Source organism: Streptantibioticus ferralitis (assembly GCF_029223525.1).
GTDB lineage: Bacteria > Actinomycetota > Actinomycetes > Streptomycetales > Streptomycetaceae > Streptantibioticus_A > Streptantibioticus_A ferralitis.
In genome coordinates this window covers 82,232-101,782 of sequence record NZ_JARHTQ010000024.1, presented here as the reverse complement: position 1 = coordinate 101,782, position 19,551 = coordinate 82,232, and the positions used below count along the sequence as shown (strand labels likewise).

The 19,551-nt window shown below is 69.7% G+C and carries 13 protein-coding genes and 1 pseudogene; 8 read left to right on the top strand and 6 right to left on the bottom strand.

Going from position 1 to position 19,551, the window contains the following annotated elements:
• The first annotated feature begins 67 nt into the window (after positions 1–67).
• The 5 genes from P2L57_RS29160 to P2L57_RS29140 are packed head-to-tail and all read left to right on the top strand — an operon-like array spanning position 68 to position 5,564.
• The gene (locus tag P2L57_RS29160) at positions 68–1,108 is read left to right on the top strand and encodes a sugar ABC transporter substrate-binding protein (RefSeq protein ID WP_275819426.1); all 1,041 of its coding nucleotides are present in this window, start codon (positions 68–70) and stop codon (positions 1,106–1,108) included.
• Positions 1,108–2,646, top strand: a complete 1,539-nt coding sequence (locus tag P2L57_RS29155) for a sugar ABC transporter ATP-binding protein (RefSeq protein ID WP_275819424.1) — start codon at positions 1,108–1,110, stop codon at positions 2,644–2,646. Before P2L57_RS29160 ends, P2L57_RS29155 begins: the two co-directional genes overlap by 1 nt.
• Entirely contained in the window at positions 2,643–3,689 is a 1,047-nt protein-coding gene (locus P2L57_RS29150; RefSeq protein WP_275819422.1) for an ABC transporter permease, read from the top strand. The genes P2L57_RS29155 and P2L57_RS29150 overlap by 4 nt, the downstream gene beginning before the upstream one ends.
• 12 nt (positions 3,690–3,701) lie before the next feature.
• On the top strand, positions 3,702–4,703 hold the full coding sequence (locus P2L57_RS29145; RefSeq protein ID WP_275819420.1) for an aldo/keto reductase: 1,002 nt from the start codon (positions 3,702–3,704) through the stop codon (positions 4,701–4,703).
• A 3-nt stretch (positions 4,704–4,706) separates the two neighbouring features.
• Complete coding sequence (locus P2L57_RS29140; RefSeq protein ID WP_275819418.1) at positions 4,707–5,564, top strand: amidohydrolase family protein; 858 nt, start codon at positions 4,707–4,709, stop codon at positions 5,562–5,564.
• Between the two features lie 36 nt (positions 5,565–5,600).
• On the opposite strand, the gene P2L57_RS29135 is transcribed toward P2L57_RS29140, so the two are convergent.
• From P2L57_RS29135 to P2L57_RS29110, 6 genes and pseudogenes are all read right to left on the bottom strand, one after another.
• Positions 5,601–6,272, bottom strand: coding sequence for a FadR/GntR family transcriptional regulator (locus P2L57_RS29135; protein ID WP_275819416.1), 672 nt, complete (start codon positions 6,270–6,272; stop codon positions 5,601–5,603).
• Positions 6,273–6,383: 111 nt separating this feature from the next.
• Positions 6,384–7,361, bottom strand: a pseudogene (locus tag P2L57_RS29130) (PLP-dependent cysteine synthase family protein); the annotation flags it as partial.
• A 70-nt stretch (positions 7,362–7,431) separates the two neighbouring features.
• The gene (locus P2L57_RS29125) at positions 7,432–9,039 is read right to left on the bottom strand and encodes a glycerol-3-phosphate dehydrogenase/oxidase (RefSeq protein ID WP_275819414.1); all 1,608 of its coding nucleotides are present in this window, start codon (positions 9,037–9,039) and stop codon (positions 7,432–7,434) included.
• Positions 9,040–9,044: 5 nt separating this feature from the next.
• On the bottom strand, positions 9,045–10,589 hold the full coding sequence (gene glpK / locus P2L57_RS29120; protein WP_275819412.1) for a glycerol kinase GlpK: 1,545 nt from the start codon (positions 10,587–10,589) through the stop codon (positions 9,045–9,047).
• A gap of 71 nt (positions 10,590–10,660) precedes the next feature.
• A complete protein-coding gene (locus P2L57_RS29115) occupies positions 10,661–11,452 on the bottom strand; it encodes an MIP/aquaporin family protein (protein ID WP_275819411.1) in 792 nt (263 codons plus the stop codon).
• A 193-nt stretch (positions 11,453–11,645) separates the two neighbouring features.
• A complete protein-coding gene (locus P2L57_RS29110) occupies positions 11,646–12,410 on the bottom strand; it encodes an IclR family transcriptional regulator (protein WP_275819409.1) in 765 nt (254 codons plus the stop codon).
• Between the two features lie 270 nt (positions 12,411–12,680).
• Between P2L57_RS29110 and metH the strand changes: the two genes are divergently transcribed.
• The 3 genes from metH to P2L57_RS29095 all read left to right on the top strand — a co-directional run bounded on the left by metH (position 12,681) and on the right by P2L57_RS29095 (position 19,526).
• Positions 12,681–16,184 carry a methionine synthase gene (gene metH, locus P2L57_RS29105; protein ID WP_275819407.1) on the top strand — a complete coding sequence of 1,168 codons (3,504 nt, stop codon included), beginning with the start codon at positions 12,681–12,683 and terminating at the stop codon, positions 16,182–16,184.
• A gap of 694 nt (positions 16,185–16,878) precedes the next feature.
• The gene (locus P2L57_RS29100; RefSeq protein WP_275819405.1) at positions 16,879–17,580 is read left to right on the top strand and encodes an HAD family hydrolase; all 702 of its coding nucleotides are present in this window, start codon (positions 16,879–16,881) and stop codon (positions 17,578–17,580) included.
• A 398-nt stretch (positions 17,581–17,978) separates the two neighbouring features.
• The gene (locus P2L57_RS29095; protein ID WP_275819403.1) at positions 17,979–19,526 is read left to right on the top strand and encodes an ABC transporter substrate-binding protein; all 1,548 of its coding nucleotides are present in this window, start codon (positions 17,979–17,981) and stop codon (positions 19,524–19,526) included.
• Positions 19,527–19,551: the final 25 nt, after the last annotated feature.

Below are 19,551 nucleotides of genomic sequence, written 5' to 3'. Positions count from 1 at the left end.
GCCGCGCCCCTCAACGAACCGTCTACGCGCAGCCAGGAAACCTCCTCCGCGAAGGGCAGGGACCCCCATGAGACTCCATACGACCGCCGCCGTGGCGTGCGCCGCGCTCCTCGCCGTCGCCACGCTGGCGGGCTGCAACCGAGGTAGTTCGGCCACCGCGGGCACCTCGGGCAAGGTCGGCATCGACCTACCGCGCGCCGACAGCGACTTCTGGAACTCGTACGCGCAGTACCTGAACCAGGGCATCAAGAGCGGGGTGGTCTCCGCCCTGCCCCTGTCCAACTCCCAGAACGACATCGGCAAACTCGTCGCCAATGTGCACGCGTTCACCGACCAGGGCGCCAAGGCCGTGGTCATCGCCCCGCAGGACACCGGAGCGATCGCCTCCACCCTCGACGAACTGGCCGCCAAGAAGGTACCGGTGATCAGCGTCGACACCCGGCCCGACAAGGGCAAGGTCTACATGGTCGTACGGGCCGACAACCGGGCGTACGGCACCAAGGCCTGCGACTACCTCGGGCAGCAGCTCAAGGGGCAGGGCAAGGTCGTCGAGTTCGAGGGAGACCTGAGCTCGATCAACGGCCGGGACCGCTCCCAGGCGTTCGGCGACTGTATGAAGACCAAGTACCCCAAGATCCAGGTCTTCGCGCTGCCGACCAACTGGCAGGGGGACGTGGCCTCCGCCAAGCTGCAGAGCGTCCTCGCCCAACACCCCGACATCAACGGCATCTACCTGCAGGCGGGCGGCGTCTTCCTCCAGCCGACCCTCGCCCTGCTGCAGCAGAAGGGCCTGCTCAAGCCCGTTGGCACCACGGGCCACATCACGATCATCTCCAACGACGGCATTCCGCAGGAGTACGACGCCATCCGGGCGGGGAAGATCGACGCCACCATCTCACAGCCCGCCGACCTCTACGCCGAGTACGCGCTGTACTACGCCAAGGAGGCGCTCGCCGGGAAGACCTTCCAACCGGGATCCACCGATCACGGTTCGACGATCGTCGCCATACCGAACGGCTTGGAGGACCAGTTGCCGGCGCCGCTGGTCACCAAGGCCAATGTGGACGACCCGAAGCTGTGGGCCAATCAGCTCCAGAAGAAGCAGTGATGGACGCACCCGCCGCCGTACACGCACAGGGCATCGTCAAGCGCTTCGGGCCGACCCTGGCGCTCGACGGTGTCCGGCTGACCGTGCGCCCCGGCGAGTCGCACGCGCTCGTCGGACGCAATGGAGCGGGCAAGTCGACCCTGGTCTCCGTACTGACCGGGCTGCACCGCCCGGACGCCGGCACCGTCACCTTCCACGGCGAGCCCGCGCCGGCGCCCGGCGACCGCGCGGCCTGGCAGGCCGAAGTGGCCTGCGTCTACCAGAAGTCGATGGTCGTCCCCGACCTCACCGTCGCCGAGAACCTCTTCCTGAACCGCTTCGACCAGCACAGGTCGCTGGTCCGCTGGGGACGCCTGCGGTCCCGGGCCCGGGAACTGCTCGCCGAGTACGGCGTGGAGGTGGACCCGCAGCGGCGGGCCAAGGACCTCACCGTGGAGCAGCGGCAGTTCGTGGAGATCGCCCGTGCGCTGTCCTTCGGCGCCCGGCTGATCATCCTCGACGAGCCCACCGCACAGCTGGACGCGAGTGGCATCCAGCGCCTCTTCACCCGGCTGCGGGAACTCCAACGGCAGGGCGTCGCCTTCCTGTTCATCTCGCACCACCTTCAGGAGGTCTACGACCTGTGCACCACCGTCACCGTCTACCGTGACGCCCGGCATGTGCTCACCGCCCCCGTCGCCGACGTCGCCAAACGGGAGCTGGTCGCCGCCATGACCGGCGACTCCCCGGCCGAGCGGGCTTCCCGGCACGCCGCGGGAGCAGCGGTGCCCGGCGCTGCGGAGACCGTGCTACGAGCCGAACGGCTCTGCCTGGACGGCCAGTTCGACCCCATCGACCTCACCGTCCGCCGCGGCGAGGTACTGGGCGTCGCGGGCGCCACCGCCAGCGGCAACACCGCGCTCGGCGAAACACTGGCAGGCCTGCGCAAGCCCACCGCCGGGCGGATCACGGTCCGCGGCCGCACCGTGCGCCCCGGCAGCGTTCCGCATGCCCTCGACGCCGGTATCGGCTACGTACCCGAGGACCGGCAGCGGCAGGGCCTGGTGCTGAACCGCAGCGTCGCCGAGAACGCCACCCTCACCGTGGCGGACCAACTCGGCCCCTGGGGGACCGTGCTGCCCTCCCGCACCCGGGCGTTCGCCCAGCGGGTGATCACCTCGTTGGACATCAAGACCTCCGGCCCCGACCAACCGGTCAACGCACTGTCCGGCGGCAACCAGCAGAAGGTCGTCATCGCGCGCGCCCTCGCCCGCGAACCGCACTGCCTGGTCGCGATCCGGCCGACCGCGGGCGTGGACGTCAAGTCCAAGGAGGCGCTGCTCGGCGTCGTACGGGGGGTGGCCCAGGAGGGCCGCGCGGCGGTCATCGTCTCCGACGAGCTCGACGACCTACGGGTCTGCGACCGGGTGCTCGCCCTGTTCCACGGGCGCGTGGTCGCCGAGTTCGACCGCGGATGGACCGACCAGGCACTGGTCGCGGCCATGGAAGGCGTCACCGAGCAGCGGCGGCACGCCGCATCCGAGGGAGGCGGGCAATGACCGACACCACCCGACAACTGGCCGCGGACGCCCCGCCGGGCCGCGGCAGCGGCGGCGCCACCGGCCGCGGGCCGCGCCTGGACCTCACCCGGCTGAGGGATCTGTCCCTGGTGCCGGTGATCCTCGTCCTGTGCGTGATCGGCTTCATCGTCTCCCCGGCGTTCCTGACCACGGACAACCTCGTCGGCGTCGTCCAGCAGTCCACCGAGCTGAGCCTGCTGGTGCTGGCCGAGGCGCTCATCCTGATCAGCGGCCGGATGGACCTCTCCCTGGAGTCGACCATCGGCGTCGCGCCGGTCATCGCCATGTGGCTGGTACTGCCCGCGCACGGCGGGCGCTTCAACGGCCTTGGGCTGCTGCCGGGTTGGACCTCGGTTCCGGTCTGCCTGCTGGTCGGTGTGGCCATCGGCGCGGTCAACGGCTTCCTGATCCTCAAGCTGCGGGTCAACGGCTTCATCGCCACCCTCGGCATGCTCACCATGCTGCGCGGACTGCAGGTCGGCATCTCCCAGGGCCAGTCGATCGTCACCGTCCCCGCCTCGTTCTCCTACCTCGGCGCGGCCGCCTGGCTCGGCGTGCCCGCCGCGGTGTGGATCTGCCTGGTGCTGTTCGCGCTCGGCGGCTGCGCGCTCGCCTGGCTGCGGCACGGCAGGGCGCTGTACGCGATCGGCGGCAACCCGGAGGCGGCCCGCGCCGCGGGCATCCGGGTCGACCGGGTCACCTGGGCCATCCTCTGCCTCGGCAGCGGCCTCGCCGCGTTCGCCGGAGTCCTCTACACCGGGCACTACGGATCCGTCTCCGCGACCCAGGGCAACGGCTGGATCTTCCAGGTGTTCGCGGCGGCCGTGATCGGCGGCATCAGCCTCAACGGCGGCCGCGGCACGCTCTTCGGCGCGCTCACCGGTGTCCTCACCCTGCAGCTGGTGGTCAACGTGATGACGCTCGGCGGTGTTCCTCCGCTGTGGAACCAGTTCCTCAACGGCGCCATCATCATCGTCGCCCTTGTCATCTCCCGCTTCGCCAGCGGCGAGAAGCAGGAATAGGCGGGGCCTGCCATGCCATACCCAACCGGCCCGCGAACGCTGGGCAGTTCGGGGGTACACGTGCCGCCCCTGGGCCTCGGCACCGCCCCACTGGGCAACCTCTACCGCGCGGTCACCGAGGAGGACGCCCAGGCGGCGGTCTCCGAGGCGCTGGGCGCGGGATGCCGCTATCTCGACACCGCTCCGCACTACGGACTGGGGCTGGCCGAGGAGCGGCTCGGCCGCGCACTGGCCGGGCGGGACCGCTCCTCGTACGTGCTGTCCACCAAGGTCGGCCGCAGGCTGCGCCCGCTCGCCCCCGGGGAGGTGGCCGACGGCCAGGGGTTCGTCAGTCCACCGCCGCGTGCCCGCGAATGGGACCTGACGCGCGACGGTATCCGGGCCACCCTGGAATCGTCGCTTGACCGGCTCGGAACGGACGCCGTCGACATCGTCTATCTGCACGACGTGGAGGGCAGGGAGCGGGAGGTCTACGAGACGGCCTTCCCGGCCCTGGCCGAACTGCGCGCGGACAAGGCGGTGGGCGCGATCGGCTTCGGGATGAACCACAGCGGTCCGCTGGCCCGTTTCGTCGAAGACCTCGATGTCGACGTGGTGCTCTGCGCCGGGCGCTGGACGCTGCTGGACCGCGCCGCGCTGGATGACCTGCTACCGGTGTGCGAGCGGCGGGGCACCTCGGTCGTGGTCGGCGGTGTCTACAACTCCGGTCTGCTCGCCGACCCCCGGCCGGGGGCGCCGTTCGACTACCAGGAGGCGCCGCCGCACCTGGTCGCCAGGGCCCGGGATATCCGTGACGTGTGCGCGCGCTACGGGGTGCCGCTGCGGGCGGCGGCGCTGCGCTTCCCGTTCGGCCATCCGGCTGTGGCCGCCGCCGTCGTCGGTGCCGCAGGCGCCGCCGAAGTCCGGGACAACGCCGCCCTGTTCACCCATCCGATCCCCGACGCGCTCTGGTACGACCTCGTGGACCGGGGACTACTGGACAGCGACGTCCCGTTGCCGACCACCGGAGTATGACCGATGCGTGTCGACGCACACCACCACCTGTGGGACCTGTCCCGGCGCGAGCAGCCGTGGATGGACGCACCATGGGCCGACCCGATCCGCCGCACCTACCGGGTCGACGAACTGGCACCGCGGTTGGACGCTCACGGCATCCAGGCCACCGTGGTGGTGCAGGCCTGCTCCTCCTACGAGGAGACGGAGGAACTGCTGGCGCTGGCCGGGAAGTCGGACCGGATCGCCGGTGTGGTGGGCTGGGCCGACCTCACCGACGCGCGGCTGGCGGAGCGGCTCGCCCGGTTGGCCGCCGTACCCGGTGGCGGCCACCTGGCCGGAATCCGCCACCAGGTGCAGGACGAGCCCGATCCGCAGTGGCTGCGCCGCCCCGACGTACGGCACGGCCTCGCGCGGATCGCCGAGGCGGGCCTGGTCTACGACCTGCTGGTCACCCCGCGCGAACTGCCCGCGGCGATCAATGCCGTACGGGACCTGCCGGAGCTGGTCTTCGTCCTCGACCACGCCGCCAAACCGCCCATCGCACGGGGCGATCGACAGCCGTGGGCCGGGCTGATCACCGAGCTGTCCGGAGCGCCGAACGTCCACTGCAAGCTCTCCGGCCTGGTGACCGAGGCCGACTGGCGGTCCTGGACGGCGGAGCAGATCCTGCCGTACGCCCAGCATGTGCTGGACAGTTTCGGCCCCGACCGGGTGATGTACGGCTCCGACTGGCCGGTGTGCACCCTGGCCGCCAGCTACGACGAGGTGGCCACGCTCACCGAACGGTGCCTGGCCGGGCTGTCCCGCAGGGAGCGGGCAGCCGTGCTGGGCGGGACCGCGACCCGGGTGTACGGGCTCGGCCGCAGGGCAAGCGCCTGAGCTTCGGGGGCGGTTCGCGGTCGGGGCGCCGCCCGGTCACAGCGTGGAGCGAAGCCACTGCTCCACGCTCGCGATGTGCACCGTCGCCCAGGCCCGCGCCGCCTCGGCGTCCCGGTCGCGCAGCGCGCCGAGGATCGCGCGGTGCTCGCGCAAGGTCCGCTCCACCGCGTCCTCCTGGGTGAGGCCCCGCCACACCCTGGCCCGGGTGGTCGGCCCGGACAGGCCGTCCAGCAGCGAGCACAGCACCGAGTTGCCCGATGACTGGACGATGCCGCGGTGGAACTCCAGATCGCAGGCGACCAACTGCTCCACCGAGGGACTCGGGCCCAGCGCCGCCAACTGGTCCTCAAGGGCGTTGAGTTCACCCTCGCTGATCCGGGGGGTGGCCATCGCGGTCGCGGCGGGTTCCAGGATCCGGCGCACCGCGAGGAACTCCAGCACGGTGTCGTCGCGGTGGAAGTCCACTACGAAGCTCAGCGCTTCCAGCAGCAACTGCGGGTCCAGGCTGGTGACGTAGGTGCCGTCGCCCTGGCGTACGTCCAGGATCCGGATCAGCGACAGCGCCCGTACCGCCTCGCGCAGGGAGTTGCGGGACAGCCCCAGTTCCGCCGCGAGTTCGCTCTCCTTCGGCAGCCGGTCGCCGGGTCGCAGTGCGCCGGAGACGATCATTCCCTTGATCTTCTCGATCGCCTCGTCGGTGACCGCCATCAGCGACCTCCTCGTCCCGGGCCCTGCCGTGCGCAGCCAGACCTCCGATGTATCGGCCCATTATGCCCTGCCGACCGGGGCGGTCGCCGGGTCGTCGTCCAGAACACCGCCGTCGAGGAAGCCCTGTTCGCGCATCCACTCGTCGTCGTAGACCTTGGTCAGGTAGTTGCGGCCGGAGTCCGGTAGCACGACGACCACCAGGTCCCGCGGACCGAGCTCGGCGGCGACACGCAGCGCGGCGGCGACCGCGGTTCCCGCCGATCCGCCCACCAACAGTCCCTCCTCACGGGCCAGTCGCCGGGCGGTCAGCAGTGATTCGCGGTCACCGATCGGCTCGAACCGGTCGACCACGGCGGTGTCGAAGGACCGCGGCCAGGAGTCGTCGATCGTCTCGGGGTGGCGGAACAGGCCGATGCTCTCCACCGCGTACGGCGTGCCGGGGCCGCCCGAGTAGACGGAGGCCTCCGGGTCGGCGCCGATCACCCGCACCCGGCCGTCGCTGACCTCCTTGAGATATCCACCGGTGCCGCTGATCGTGCCGCCGGTACCGACGCCCGCCACCAGGTGGGTGATCCGGCCGTCGGTCTGCCGCCACAGCTCGGGTCCGGTACTGCCGTAGTGCGCGCGGGGATTGGCCGGATTGTTGTACTGGTCGGCGAGCCATGCCCCCGCGGTGGTCGCCGCGATCCGTTCCGCCGCGGTGCGCGGGTGGTCGGGATGCTCGCGAGGTACGTCGCCGGGGCAGACCACCACTTCGGCGCCGTACGCGCGGAGTACCGCCACCTTCTCGGCGCTGCTCTTCTCGGGCAGGGTGAACACGCAGCGGTAGCCGCGCTGGGCCGCCACCATGGCCAGTCCCACCCCGGTGTTGCCCGAGGTGCCCTCCACGATGGTGCCGCCCGGCCGCAGTGCTCCGGCCTCCTCCGCGGCCAGCACCATGGACAGCGCGATGCGGTCCTTGACGCTGCCGCCTGGGTTGACGTACTCCAACTTGGCGTAGACGGGAGCCGTCAGGCCCGCCGTGATCCGGTTCAGCCGCACCAGCGGGGTGTTGCCGACAACATCAACAAGGGATTCGTAGACGTCCACTGGAGCAGTCTGCCGGGAAAAAGGGGGGTCTGGGGCGAAAAAGCCCCAGCCCCCCCCCCGCGATGCACGGTCAGCCGCGCTGCGCCAGCAGCTCGTCCACCCGGGTCCGCACCTCGTCGGTGTCCAGGCCGCGGATGGTCAGCGTGGTGCGGCGGCGCAGTACGTCGTCCGCGGTCTGGGCCCACTCGTTGTCGCGTGCGTAGACCACCTGCGCCCAGATCTCCGGGCCGTCCGGGTGGATCCGCTCGCCCAGCGACGGGTCCTCGTTGACCAGCCGGGCGATGTCGAACGACAACGCGCCGTAGTGCGTGGCCAGATGGCGTGCCGTGAGCGGGTCTATCCGCCTGCCCGGCTCCCGGTCGACCAGCAGACGGTGCGCGACCGCGTTGGGGTTGGCCACACCCGGCAGCGGCACCCGGCGCACCAGGTCGCCCACCGGCAGCATGTCCTCGGTCAGCGGGCTGCCCGGCAGCTTGGCGAGCTTGTCCATCACCGTACGGCCGATGTGCCGGTAGGTGGTCCACTTGCCGCCCGCCACCGACAGCATGCCGCCCTTGCCCTCGGTGACCACCGTCTCGCGCTTGGCCTGTGCCACGTCGCCCGGGCCGCCGGGCAGCACGCGCAGACCCGCGAAGGCGTAGGTCATCAAGGAGCGGTCCAGGTCGGCGTCGCGGATGGAGAACGCGGCCTCGTCCAGGATCTGCTGGATGTCGGACTCGGTGGCCCGTACGTCCGCCGGGTCACCCTCGTACATCTCGTCGGTGGTGCCGAGCAGCAGCTGGTCCTCCCAGGGGAGGGCGAAGGTGATGCGGTACTTGTCGATCGGGGTGGCCATGGCGGCCTTCCACGGCGACTTGCGCTTCATCACGATGTGCGCGCCCTTGGACAGCCGGATGGAGGGGGCCGCGCCCTTGTCCTCCATCGTGCGCAGGTGGTCGACCCACGGGCCGGTGGCGTTGAGCACGACGCGCGCGTTGACACCGAACTCGGTACCGTCCAGGCGGTCCTTGAGCTCCGCGCCGGTCACCCTGCCCTGGGTGAAGCGCAGTCCGGTCACCTCGGCGTGGTTGAGCACCACGGCGCCGGACTCGACGGCCGCGCGGACCGTCATGACGGCCACCCGCGAGTCGTTCATCTGGTGGTCGTAGTAGACCGCGACGGCCTTGAGGTTGTCCGTGCGCAGGCCGGGGTTGGCGGCCTGCGCCTTGGCCGGGGAGATGACCTTGCCGACGCCGTCGCCGAAGGCGGACAGCGCCGAGTAGGCGAAGACGCCCGCGCCGAGCTTGGCCGCACCGACCGGTCCGCCCTTGTAGACCGGCAGGTAGAAGGTGAGCGGGTTGACCAGGTGCGGGGCAACGTCCTTGGCCAGCACCCGGCGCTCGTGGTGGTTCTCCGCGACCAGCTTGACCGCACCGGTCTGCAGGTAGCGCAGGCCGCCGTGGACGAGCTTGGAGGACGCGGAGGAGGTGGCGCCGGCGAAGTCGCCGGCGTCCACCATTGCGACCCGCAGCCCGGCCTGGGCCGCGTGCCAGGCCACCGAGGTGCCGAGGATCCCGCCGCCGATGACCAGCAGGTCGTACGTGGCGTGGCTTAGCAGGTCCCGGGTCTCGCTGCGGCTGGGGTTGCGGCCGTTGGCCGGATGCGTCCCAAGGGCGGGGACGCTCTGCAGGGTGCTCATGTGTCTCAGTGCTCCTCTTCGATCCAGCCCATGGTCCGCTCGACGGCCTTGAGCCAGTTCTTGTACTCGCGGTCACGAGTGTCCGCGTCCATACGGGGGGTCCATTCGGCCGCGCGGCGCCAGTTCGCCCGCAGCTCGTCGGTGTCCTGCCAGAAGCCGACCGCCAGTCCGGCCGCGTAGGCGGCGCCCAGGCAGGTGGTCTCGGCGACCATCGGCCGGACGACGGGTGCGTCCAGTACGTCGGCGAGGGTCTGCATCAGCAGGTTGTTGGAGGTCATACCGCCGTCGACCTTGAGGGCGGTCAGCTCGACGCCGGAGTCCTTGTTCATCGCGTCGACGATCTCGCGGGTCTGCCAGGCGGTGGCCTCCAGCACCGCACGGGCGATGTGCGCCTTGGTGACGTAGCGGGTCAGACCCGCGATGACACCGCGCGCGTCGGAGCGCCAGTACGGCGCGAACAGTCCGGAGAAGGCGGGGACGAAGTACGCGCCGCCGTTGTCCTCCACCGAGCTGGCCAGCGTCTCGATCTCCGCCGCGCTCTTGATCAGGCCCATCTGGTCCCGCATCCACTGCACCAGGGAGCCGGTGACCGCGATGGAGCCCTCCAGCGCGTAGACCGGAGCCTGGTCGCCGATGCGGTAGCCGACCGTCGTCAGCAGGCCGTTGTACGAATTGACCGGCGTGTCACCGGTGTTGAGCAGCAGGAAGGTGCCGGTGCCGTAGGTGGACTTGGCCTCGCCCTTGGAGAAGCAGGTCTGGCCGAACAGCGCGGCCTGCTGGTCACCGAGCGCGGAGGCGACCGGAACGCCATCCAGGGCGCCCTTGGCGTATCCGTAGACCTCGGCGGAGGAGCGGATCTCCGGCAGCACGGCGGCCGGGATGTCCATGGAGGACAGGATCCGCTCGTCCCAGTTCAGGGTCTGCAGGTTCATCAGCATGGTGCGGGAGGCGTTGGTGACGTCGGTGACGTGCACGCCGCCGTTGGGGCCACCGGTGAGGTTCCAGATGACCCAGCTGTCCATCGTGCCGAAGAGGATCTCGCCCGCTTCGGCGCGCTGCCGCAGCCCCTCGACGTTGTCCAGCATCCAGCGGATCTTCGGGCCGGCGAAGTAGCTGGCCAGCGGCAGACCGGTCTCCCGGCGGAACCGGTCCTGGCCGACGTTGCGGCCCAGTTCCTTGCACAGGGCGTCGGTGCGGGTGTCCTGCCAGACCAGGGCGTTGTGCACCGGCTCACCGGTCGCCTTGTCCCACAGCACGGTGGTCTCGCGCTGGTTGGTGATGCCGAGCGCCTTGACGTCCTCCTTGGAGATCCCGGCCTTGTCCAGCGCGCCCGCCACGACTTCCTGGACGTTGGTCCAGATCTCGGCGGCGTTGTGCTCGACCCAGCCCGGCTTGGGGAAGATCTGCTCGTGCTCCTTCTGGTCGACGGAGACGATCCGGCCGTCGCGGTCGAAGACGATGCAGCGGCTGGAGGTGGTGCCCTGGTCGATCGCCGCAATGAACGGGCCTTGCCCGTGGGAGGAAGTCACGGCGGTGTGGTTGTCGGTCACGGGGTGCTCCTGAGGTCTGAGGTCTCGGCGGCGGTGCGCGGCTGGTTCATACGAATGGCTTAGCGGACGGCTTACGCGAAAGCGAGGTGGTAGATGCCGCCGGCGAGAACGGCGCCGGCGAGCGGGCCGACGACCGGTATCCACGCGTAGCCCCAGTCCGAGCCGCCCTTGTTGGGCAGCGGCAGCAGGCTGTGGACGATGCGCGGGCCGAGGTCGCGGACCGGGTTGATCGCGTAGCCGGTGGGGCCGCCGAGCGACAGACCGATACCGACAACGAGGAGTGAGGTCAGCAGGATGCCCAGGCCGTTGAGGGCCAGCCCGTTGGTCATGCCCTGGGTGAGGATGAACAGCACCAGCACCGTGGTGGCGATGATCTCGGTGAGCAGGTTCTGCACCGTGTTACGGATCTCCGGGCCGGTGGAGAAGATGCCGAGCACCGGGCCGCCGGGGTTGCGGGCGTCGTCCTTGGTGACCGGGCCCGCCGGGTCGACGCCGTGGCCTGCCAGCACCTCGGGGTCGGTGAGGTGGGTGGCGAACTGGCCGAGGTAGACGACCCAGACCAGGAACGCGCCGATCATGGCGCCGAGCAGCTGACCGCCGAGGTACACCGGCACGTTGCTCCAGTCGCCGGTCTTGATGGCGATGCCGATGGTGACGGCCGGATTGAGCTGGCCGCCGGACAGGCCGTTGGCTATGTAGGCGCCCGCCAGAACGGCGAAGCCCCAGCCGAAGGTGATCGCGAGCCAACCCGCGTCCTTCGCCTTCGACTTCTTGAGGGTGACGGCGGCGCAGACACCGCCGCCAAGCAGAATGAGCACGGCGGTGCCAATGGTCTCGCCGATGAAGATGTGGCCGCTGGACATCGCGACTCCTTTGTCTTCGTCCAAGATGGCGGACCGGGTCCCGTCCGGTGTTCGACAATGTCGACCGCCGAACGGCAGTTTTATGCCCCGTAGGAAACGCGTCAAGGGTTCGTAACCTAGGAGTGACCCAGGACTCCAAAAGTGCTGAAGGTCTGAAACGTCCCGCTTGCCGGGAAAGCGGCCGGCCAGGGTCCTAAAAGCGCCCGCCTCCCAGGTCGCGTGACACGGCACGGGCGCAGTCCCGTACCGCCGCCACCAGACGGGCCCTTATCTCCCCGTCCTCGCACACCCGCTCCACCGCGCCGGTGATCCCCACCGCGCCCACCGGCATCCGGCGCCGGTCGTGCACCGGAGCGGCCGCCGACGCCACGCCGTCCCATGTCTCCTCCAGGTCGGCCGCCCAGCCCCGGGCGCGGGTGATGTCCAGTACGCCCTCGAACTCGTCCGGTTCGGTCACCGTCCGGGGCGTGAAGCGCTGCCGTTCGACCTCCAGTGCCTCCCGGTGCGCGACCGGGTCGAACGCGGTCAGCACCTTGCCCAGCGCCGTGCTGTGCAGCGGGTGCATCGCCCCGACCTCCAGCACCTGGCGGCTGTCGTCCGGGCGGAAGACGTGGTGCACGATCAGCACGCCCTGTTTGTGGAGCACGCCCAGGTAGACACTCTCGCCGCTGGCCCGCGCCAGGTCGTCGGTCCACACCAGCGCACGGGCCCGCAGTTCGTGCACGTCCAGATAGCTGTTGCCGAGTCGCAGCAGCTCCGCGCCGAGCTGGTACTTGCCCGAGGCGTCGTCCTGCTCGACGAACCCCTCCTGCTGGAGGGTGCGCAGAATCCCGTGGGTGGTGCCCTTGGCCAGTCCCAGGGTGGAGGCGACGTCGGTCAGGCCCAGTCGGCGCTCGCCACCCGCGAGCAGACGCAGAACGGCTGCCGCGCGCTCCACCGACTGGATGCTTCCTGCCATCGGGTAACCTCCGTCTACGTTCTGCCAGGGGTCAGCAAAGGTCGGCAATGCTGAACACCATTGGGCGATGCCGAACACCCATCGTAGTAGCCCGCGTGCCCGGAAGATGCGGTGCGGTGGCCGATGAGCCACACAGGTGGCTTGATTGATTCGGTCCACCCCTTGGAATACCTGGCGAAACTGACGGAGCCGACGGTTACCCTGGCCGGGTGCGTGCCCGTGCACAGGGCACGCAAAGCCGACAGCCGTCGCATCCCAGGGAGCAAGTCCATGGCCTCGCCATCCCAGCAGACCGCCCAGCAGTCCCGAGCCGACGCCCTGCGCAGGGCGCTCGCCACCCGTGTCGTGGTGGCCGACGGCGCCATGGGGACCATGCTCCAGGCCCAGGACCCCTCCCTGGACGACTTCCAGGGACTCGAAGGATGCAACGAGGTCCTGAACGTCACCCGGCCCGACATCGTCCGCTCGGTCCACGAGGAGTACTTCTCCGCGGGCGTCGACTGCGTGGAGACCAACACCTTCGGCGCCAACCTCGCCGCGCTCGGCGAGTACGAGATCTCCGACCGCATCTACGAGCTGTCCGAGGCGGGCGCCCGGCTGGCCCGCGAGGTCGCGGACGGCTTCGCCACACCTGACCGGCCGCGCTGGGTGCTCGGCTCGGTCGGCCCCGGCACCAAGCTGCCGACCCTCGGCCACGCCCCGTACACCGCGCTGCGCGACGCCTACCAGACCGAGGTCGAGGGGCTGATCGCGGGTGGCGCGGACGCGATCCTGGTGGAGACCACCCAGGACCTGCTGCAGACCAAGGCCTCGATCATCGGCGCACGCCGGGCGCTGCGCACCGCCGGCGCCGACCTGCCGCTGCTGTGCCAGGTCACCGTGGAGACCACCGGCACGATGCTGCTCGGCTCCGAGATCGGCGCGGCGCTCACCGCCCTGGAGCCGCTGGGCATCGACATGATCGGCCTCAACTGCGCGACCGGCCCCGCCGAGATGAGCGAGCACCTGCGCTACCTCTCGCGGTACGCCCGGGTCGGCGTCTCCGCGATGCCCAACGCGGGCCTTCCGGTGCTCGGCAAGGACGGTGCCCACTACCCGCTGACGCCCGAGGAGTTGGCGGACGCCCAGGAAGTGTTCGTCCGCGAGTACGGCCTGTCGCTGGTCGGCGGCTGCTGTGGCACCACCCCTGAGCATCTGCGCCAACTCGTGGAGCGGGTACGCGGCCAGGAGATCACCGAGCGCCGTCCGCGCCCCGAGCCCGGTGCCGCCTCGCTCTACCAGAGCGTGCCGTTCCGGCAGGACACCTCGTATCTGGCGATCGGTGAGCGCACCAACGCCAACGGCTCCAAGAAGTTCCGCGAAGCCATGCTGCTCGGCCGCTGGGACGACTGCGTGGAGATGGCGCGCGAGCAGATCCGGGAGGGCGCGCACCTGTTGGACCTGTGTGTCGACTACGTCGGCCGCGATGGCGTCGCCGACATGAAGGAGGTCGCGGGCCGCCTCGCGACCGCCTCCACCCTCCCGATCGTCCTCGACTCCACCGAGCCGGCCGTCATCCAGGCCGGGCTGGAGCTGCTCGGTGGGCGCGCCGTGATCAACTCGGTGAACTACGAGGACGGTGACGGACCCGAGTCCCGGTTCCAGAAGGTCACCAGGCTGGCCGTCGAACACGGTGCCGCGCTGATCGCGCTCACCATCGACGAGGAGGGCCAGGCCCGTACCCCCGAACACAAGGTCGCGGTCGCCGAGCGGCTGATCGCCGACCTGACCGGCAACTGGGGGGTGCGCGAGTCCGACATCATCGTGGACTGCCTGACCTTCACCATCGCCACCGGCCAGGAGGAGTCCCGCAAGGACGCGGTGGCCACCATCGAGGCGATCCGCGAACTCAAGCGCCGCCACCCCGACGTACAGACCACCCTCGGTCTGTCGAACGTCTCCTTCGGCCTCAACCCGGCCGCCCGGATGGTGCTCAACTCGGTCTTCCTCAACGAGTGCACCGAGGCCGGTCTTGACTCCGCCATCGTGCACGCCGCGAAGATCCTGCCGATCGCCCGGATTCCCGAGGAGCAGCGCGAGGTAGCCCTCGACCTGGTCTACGACCGCAGGCGGGAGGGGTACGACCCGCTGCAGAAGTTCCTGGAGCTGTTCGAGGGCGTCGACACCAAGTCGGTCAAGGCGGGCCGCGCCGAGGAGTTGGCGGCGCTGCCGCTGGAGGAGCGGCTGCAGCGCCGCATCATCGACGGCGAACGCAACGGGCTGGAAGCCGATCTGGACGAGGCGCTGGAGTCCCGTCCGGCGCTGGAGATCGTCAACGACACGCTGCTGGAAGGCATGAAGGTGGTCGGCGAGCTGTTCGGCTCCGGCCAGATGCAGCTGCCGTTCGTGCTGCAGTCCGCCGAGGTGATGAAGGCGGCCGTCGCCCAGCTCGAACCGCACATGGAGAAGACCGACGACGAGGGCAAGGGCACCATCGTGCTCGCCACGGTGCGCGGCGATGTGCACGACATCGGCAAGAACCTGGTCGACATCATCCTCTCCAACAACGGCTACACGGTGGTCAACCTCGGCATCAAGCAGCCGGTCTCCGCGATCCTGGAGGCGGCCGAGGAGCACCGGGCGGACGTCATCGGCATGTCCGGACTGCTGGTGAAGTCCACGGTGATCATGAAGGAGAACCTCCAGGAGCTCAACCAGCGTGGCCTGGCGGCCAGTTACCCCGTCATCCTGGGCGGTGCCGCGCTCACCCGGGCCTATGTGGAGCAGGATCTGCACGAGATCTACGAGGGCGAAGTCCGCTACGCGCGCGACGCGTTCGAGGGCCTACGCCTGATGGACGCGCTGATCGCGGTCAAGCGCGGGGTTCCTGGCGCGACCCTCCCGGAACTTAAGCAGCGCCGGGTCCCGCAGCGGGCCGTCGAGATCGACGAGCCCGAGGCCAACTACGGCCAGATCCGCTCCGACGTCGCCACCGACAATCCGGTCCCCAGCCCGCCGTTCTGGGGCACCCGGGTGGTCAAGGGCATTCCGCTCAAGGACTACGCGTCGTGGCTGGACGAGGGCGCGCTGTTCAAGGGCCAGTGGGGGCTGAAGCAGGCCCGCGCCGGTGGCCCGAGCTACGAGGACCTGGTGGAGACCGAGGGGCGCCCGCGGCTGCGCGGTCTGCTCGACCGGTTGCAGACCGACGGGTTGCTGGAGGCGGCGGTCACCTACGGGTACTTCCCCTGTGTCTCCAAGGGCGACGACCTGATCATCCTGCACGAGGACGGCAGCGAGCGGACCCGCTTCACGTTCCCGCGCCAACGCCGGAGCCGCAGGCTGTGCCTCGCGGACTTCTTCCGGTCGCGGGAGTCCGGCGAGACCGACGTGGTGGGCCTGCAGGTGGTGACCGTCGGCAGCAAGGTCTCCGACGCGGCGAACGAACTGTTCGCCGCCGACTCCTACCGCGACTACCTGGAACTGCACGGCCTGTCCGTCCAGCTGGCCGAGGCACTCGCCGAGTACTGGCACGCCCGGGTGCGGGCGGAGCTGGGCTTCGGCGGGGAGGACCCCGCGGACGTCGAGGACATGTTCGCGCTGAAGTACCGCGGTGCGCGCTTCTCGCTGGGCTACGGGGCCTGCCCCGACCTGGAGGACCGGGCGAAGATCGCCGAACTGCTGGAGCCGGAACGCATCGGCGTCCGGCTCTCGGAGGAGTTCCAGCTGCATCCTGAGCAGTCCACGGACGCCATCGTGATTCACCACCCCGAGGCGAAGTACTTCAACGCGCGCTGAGCGCGCGAGTTCCGGCGAGCGTGACGGGGGCTCCGCCCCGGGCCCGGGAGACGCGATGGCCTGGGGGCCGGGGGCTCTGCCCCGGGGCCGGGCGCGCTGGGTGCGGTTTCCGGGGCTCCGTCCCTGGGGCCGGGCGCGCGTTGGGTGGGGTTTTCCGGGGCTCCGACGATGGGCCGGGGCGCATGTTGGGTGGGGCTTTCCGGGCTTCGCCGCTGGGCTTGTCCGTACGGCCGGGGTGGTGTCGTTGCGGCCGGTCCGGTCCCGCCGGGGTGCGGGACCGTGGTTGGGCGCCGTCGCGGCGGACTTCTCTTGCCGCCCAACGGTGGCTACCCCCGAGGGCGCGGCCCGGCGGTATCGAACCGGCCGCAAACCACACCGCTCGACCGGGTGCGGCCCGGATGGCCGCGACCCGTGGCGCCTGGGCGGGCGCGGCCGACGCCGCCCGGCAGGCCATGCCCAGTACCGCCAGGCCGGGTGCGGCCACCTCGCCGCGATGCTCGCCGCCCAGGTGGCTGGGCCCCCGGGTAGGGGCCCTTCGGCCGCCCGTGACCTGCTGTGTCGCAGCTCGCAACGTGTGAGATGCGCGCTTGATCCCTGGTGGTCGTAGAATGGACGGTCCGGTAGAGGCCGGTCGCCCGCCGCGTTCGCGGTACGCGACCGGCCTCTTCGTCCCCCGCACGGAGGTGCAACCCGGATGACCAGCAGCATCCCCGCCGTCCAGACGACGCGCGCCGAGGGCTCCGCCCTGCAGGCGGTGCTTCTCGACATGGACGGCACTCTGGTGGACACCGAGGGATTCTGGTGGAAGGCGGAGTCGGAGGTCTTCGCCGAGCTCGGGCACGTACTGGACGAGGAACACCGTCAGATCGTCATCGGCGGCCCGATGACTCGCAGTGTCAACCACCTGATCGACGTCACCGGCGTCAAGCTGACGCTCGCCGAGCTGTCCGTCCTGATCAACAAGCGCTTCGTCGAACTCATAGGCCACGGTGTGCCGTTGATGCCGGGAGCCCGGCGGCTGCTGACCGAACTCGCCGCCCACCAGGTGCCCACCGCGCTGGTCTCCGCTTCCCACCGACACATCATCGACACCGTGCTGCGCTCGCTGGGCCCGGAGAACTTCGCCCTGTCGGTCGCGGGCGACGAGGTCGAGCGGACCAAGCCGCACCCCGATCCGTATCTGCTGGCCGCCGCCGGGCTCGGCGCTGATCCGGCCCGCTGCGTGGTCGTGGAGGACACCGCCACCGGCGTCGCCTCCGGGGAGGCGGCCGGCTGCCGGGTGGTCGCCGTACCGTCGCTGGTACCGATCGCGCCGGGCCCCGGCCGCACCATCGTGGGCTCGCTCGAAGAGGTCGACCTGACTTTCCTGCGCTCTCTGGTTACGGCCGCACACTGAACGTGTGCTTCTGCGGTCGCGGTAATTAGGCCCGGCGCCCGCCGGAAACTGTGGGCTGTTGGCCGCTCATTTTCCGTTACGAATGCGTTGGCCGAAATTCCGCGCCCAAGCAGCCGTATGGTTCCGTGATACTTATCACATTCCGGCCCAGTCGACAGCTGGCGTGCCGTCTGATCCCGCTGTGTGGCGAGGGGGGCGCGCGCTGCCCTTGTGTCCTGATTGGTCACCTGGAGAGTAGATCGCTCCAGTGTTCGGATATCGGGGCACTGGGTGCCGTTATCAGGGCGTGATATCGCCTCAACTTCTCTGTGCCCTGGCGGAGTCGAGCGTTCCCACTAGGGTCCTTGCTGGTCAATGCCGAATCAACCGATCGGCGTTTGAGCAAGGGGATTCACGAGATGTCACGTACCAAGCGTGTCGTCGCTGCCACCACCGTCGCCTTCTTGGCCATCGGTGTATCCGCATGCGGCGGCGACAAGGGATCAGCGTCCGGTGGCAAGGCTGTCGTGGTCGGCACCACCGAAACGGTGTCGTCACTTGACCCGGCGGGCGCATATGACTACGGCTCCTGGGAGGTCCTCGACACCGTCTTCCAAAAGGTGATGCGCTTCCCGACCGGCGGCACCACGCCCGAGCCGGACGCGGCGAAGTCCTGCAGCTTCACCGATCCGAAGACCTACTCCTGCACCCTCAACTCCGGGCTGACCTTCTCCAACGGCGACAAACTCACCGCCAATGACGTGAAGTTCTCCTTTGACCGGATGGTCGGCATCGCGGCGCCCAACGGCCCGTCAAGCCTGCTCGCCAACCTCGACAAGACCGAGGCCAAGGGCGACGACCAGGTCATCTTCCACCTGAAGAACCCGGACGCGACCTTCCCGCAGGTCCTCGCGACCGACGCCGGGCTGATCGTCGACAGCAAGGTCTACCCCAAGGACAAGCTGCTCGACGGCACCAAGGTGGTTGGCTCCGGCCCGTACACGCTGGACAAGTACGCTGCCAAGCAGTCGGCCGACTTCGTGGCCAACAAGGGCTACAAGGGTCCGGTGAAGCTGCAGAACCAGCAGTTCATCATCCAGTACTTCTCCGACGCCTCCACGCTGAAGCAGGCGATCCAGGGCGGTGACGTCAACGTGGCGTTCCGTACCTTCTCGCCCACCGACGTCAAGTCGCTGCAGAGCGCCAGTGGTCTGCAGGTCGTCCAGGGCACCGGCACCGAGAAGCGCTACGTCGTCTTCGACGCCAAGGTGAAGCCCGTCGACCAGAAGCCCGTCCGACAGGCGATCGCCCAGGTCATCGACCGCGAAGCCATCGCCAAGCAGGTGTACAACGGCACCGTGGAGCCGCTGTACTCCATGGTCGGCAACGGCATCCAGGGTCAGGTCCCGGCCTTCAAGGACAAGTACGGTGCGCCGGACAAGGACAAGGCCGCCAAGATCCTGAAGGACGCCGGGATCAGCACCCCGGTCTCACTGCAGTACTTCTTCACCCCGAGCCACTACGGCCCCGCCTCCTCCGACGAGGCCACCAACATCAAGCGCCAGCTTGAGGCCAGCGGCCTGTTCAAGGTGAACGTGCAGTCCACCGAGTGGACGCAGTACCAGAAGGACGAGAAGGCCGACAACTACGCCTCGTACATGATGGGTTGGTTCCCGGACTTCCCGGACCCGGACGACGACCTGGGGCCGTTCCTGACCAAGCAGCCGTTCCTCGGCACCGGTTACCAGAACTCCCAGATCCAGGACGACCTGGCCAAGGAAGAGGGCTCGACCGACCAGAACACGCGCAACCAGGCCCTCGCCGACATCCAGAAGACCGAGGCGGAGGACGCGCCGATCATTCCGGTCTGGCAGGGCAAGCAGACCGCGATCGTCCACACCGGCGTCAAGGGGGCCGACAAGGCCCTCGATCCGTCGATGTTCCGCTTCTACGAACTCAGCAAGTAGCGGCATGTGACGTCGGCCGGCCCAT